Origin of the sequence: Streptococcus sp. HMSC072D07, assembly GCF_001814835.1 — a bacterium.
In the GTDB taxonomy this organism is placed as follows: domain Bacteria; phylum Bacillota; class Bacilli; order Lactobacillales; family Streptococcaceae; genus Streptococcus.
Window position 1 is genome coordinate 1 of sequence record NZ_KV818050.1, and the last position, 2,751, is coordinate 2,751.

The following is a 2,751-nucleotide window of genomic DNA, read 5'->3' on the forward strand; positions in this document are numbered from 1 at the left end:
GAAGAGCAGATGACGGCCTTGGTGAAACACATTGCCAAAGGGAAACAGAAGGTCATCGTCTTGGCACCGAAGTATCATAGTCTACCTGAAATGGAAGGTGTGACGATTATTAGTAACTCCGAAGACTATCTAAGTGCTATCGCAAGTATAGAGAAGCGAATTAATGAGCGTTTAGAGCAAAACGAAAGAGAGCACGTAGCAACAGTAGTTGTCTACAATTTAATTGAATTGGTGAGTGAATTAAACTCAGAAGCGCTTGATACATTGGCTTATGTCCTAGATAAAGGAATACGAGCTGGATATGGTTCAATTGTAATGAGTTCGCCACTAATCACCAAGCATATCGATGTGATCTCAAAAACTGCTCGTTCTTATAAGCAGGCTATTTTAGCACTTCGCTTAAGCGATCAATCAGTTCTGACAGTGATCAACAGACCTGTCCGAGAGTCACAGTTGGAAGAACAAGAACATTACTATGTGGCCGATGGGTTGGCAAGTAAAATGAAAGTATTAATGATATAGAAAAGGAGGAGAAATGGGAAAAGCAGCAATACAAGCTCAGATAGATGCTAAACGTGGAGAAATTACTAATTTGAATAGTCAAATTAGTCGATTGGAAGAATGTAAAAAAGCACTTACAGATTTTTCAACGGATATAGAATATGTACTTACGAGCAATGAACATATTGAAACGACCTATTATTTAGCAGGAACACCATATTTAAATGAAACCAATAATGAAGAGAAAATACTAAAAACAGCTAAACAAAAGCTTTCAGCAAAGAGTGATGACGTAGTGGCCAAATTGACTCAGAAAATTTCTGAATTAGAGACAGAGAAGTCGGGGATTAGCCTTAGTATTAGTTGGTTAGAAATTGAAAAAAGTCTAACAACGGAGGAGTAAAGTATGAGTGATATTATAAAAGTACATGACTTACCGGCCATAGCTCGTTATAGTTCGGCTGTTCAAGAGTTTTCAAAAGGTGTGGACTCGGCTTCTAAACAAACGATGCGTAAATTTAATGAAAAGGCAGGTAAAACAGGAGATTCAGAGGACAAAGGAGAGGCAATAAATGCTTTCTTCACTCGATTGAATACTTTACAGACCCAAGTATTTCAAGAGTATCCTACCACTATTACGCATTTTTCAACAGCTTTATCAACATTTGAAAATGCTGCTACAGCTGCCGGTTTCCAAAATAAAGCATGGACTCAACAAACTGGTAATGATTCTGTCTATAAAAAATTAGATGGCGTGGAGTCTGAACAATATGAGAAAATCAAAACAAAAGTTGATAATCTTCAAACACTATTAAACGATGCTACTGCTGAACTAGGGATTGAATCAGAAGATTTAACAACTATTAAAACAACTTCGGGAGATGATCTAGCTAGTGCAGCGACAGCACGTCGTGATACTCATAACGCCTTGCAACAAGCACATGATACCTTATCAAAAGACACTACGGATGCAGAAGCAGAACTAAAAACTCTACAGACTAGAATAAAAAATGCCAGTGCAGTATGTAATATTCCGGCTTCTAGTATCTTAGCAGGAATTAAAAATGGTAGTCTTACTAAGACTAAAATTAGCTATTTGGATGCTATCCAAACAGAAGCAGATGGTCGTGCGTTAGGTGCAATATTGAATAAACAGCCAGGAGACATATTAAACGAAAAACCTGGGGATCTTAGTGAAGGATTTTACAGTATTGGTGCGCAGGAGATGATGGAGTGGATTCAATCAGGGGATAAGGAAACTCTCAATCATCTTCTGGATGCCATGGGGAATCGTGATTTTTCTGCTAACCAACCGTATTTGCTGAAATTTCAGAAAGCTGGGATTGGATTGGGTGAAGCTCTTGAAAAGGTTATGGAAGTTCAATATGCTAAAGATGGCACTGTACATAGCAACCAGATGGCGGCATATAATAAGCATCTTGCTTTGACGGATAAGTTTGTTAGTTTGATGGAATCTCTTTATGTAATGGAGATAGGACGGACAGAAACATCAAAAGGAAAATTAGCAGTTGGTGACAAACTATATGTCACCGAAACGAGAACAAAAGTTTCAATTTCAGATATATCGGATGCAACATTTTCATTTAAGAATACGGTTGATACAAAGAAAACAACCTTGGAAATGAATATAGGTGGCTACTCTTATCCAACGAGTATTAGCAATACAACCGAAACCAAGGTTTACAAAATGGAAGAATACGCAACCGCTATTGGAAATAATATGGCAGAGAAGCAGGCTCGGATCGGTGAACTTGAGAAATCTCGCGAAGAAGCGAATAAAGATATGCGTGCTGCAATGGGTAAAGCTATAACTTATGCACTGGTTGGTACTTTCATACCTGAAGCAGTTCCTATCGTCTCGATGATTGATGCTCTGGCTACCAGTGATTCTAAGGAATTCAGTAAAGAACTCTTTTCTGCGATTGATAAGGATATAACCGTTAAGGGGAAAGTTGTTGAAAGTGGTTTTACGAAGACGGGTCCATACAATATGGGTATTCAATTACCAACAGCAACCATACAAGCCTATTTGAAGTATGTCGATCAGTTAAAGGGATATGACTTGGAAAAAGAAAAGACACGCATTGAGATGGTGGATGACTTTTTAAATCGAGGGAATACCTATCTTTTCCAGAAAGATGGGAAGAGTTCAGTCGCAATTTCTCGCATGAGAACACATAATTTTTATACAGCGGTCCGCTTGAAAGAGATGGATAATGAAGGTCTTGT

At 38.2% G+C, this 2,751-nt stretch carries 2 protein-coding genes and 1 pseudogene; all 3 read left to right on the plus strand.

All coding sequences use genetic code 11. The features are described from left to right. Positions 1 to 522: pseudogene (locus tag HMPREF2991_RS03350) on the plus strand (cell division protein FtsK); the annotation flags it as partial. Positions 523 to 535: 13 nt separating this feature from the next. After that, entirely contained in the window at positions 536 to 904 is a 369-nt protein-coding gene (locus tag HMPREF2991_RS03355; protein ID WP_070567800.1) for a DUF5082 family protein, read from the plus strand. A 3-nt stretch (positions 905 to 907) separates the two neighbouring features. Then, on the plus strand, positions 908 to 2,751 hold a 1,844-nt coding region (locus HMPREF2991_RS03360; RefSeq protein WP_070683555.1), incomplete at its 3' end, for a hypothetical protein.

Coding starts and splice junctions, on each gene's coding strand:
- HMPREF2991_RS03355 (WP_070567800.1), top strand. CDS start 536: ATGGGAAAAGCAGCAATACAAGCTCAGATAGATGCTAAACGTGGAGAA.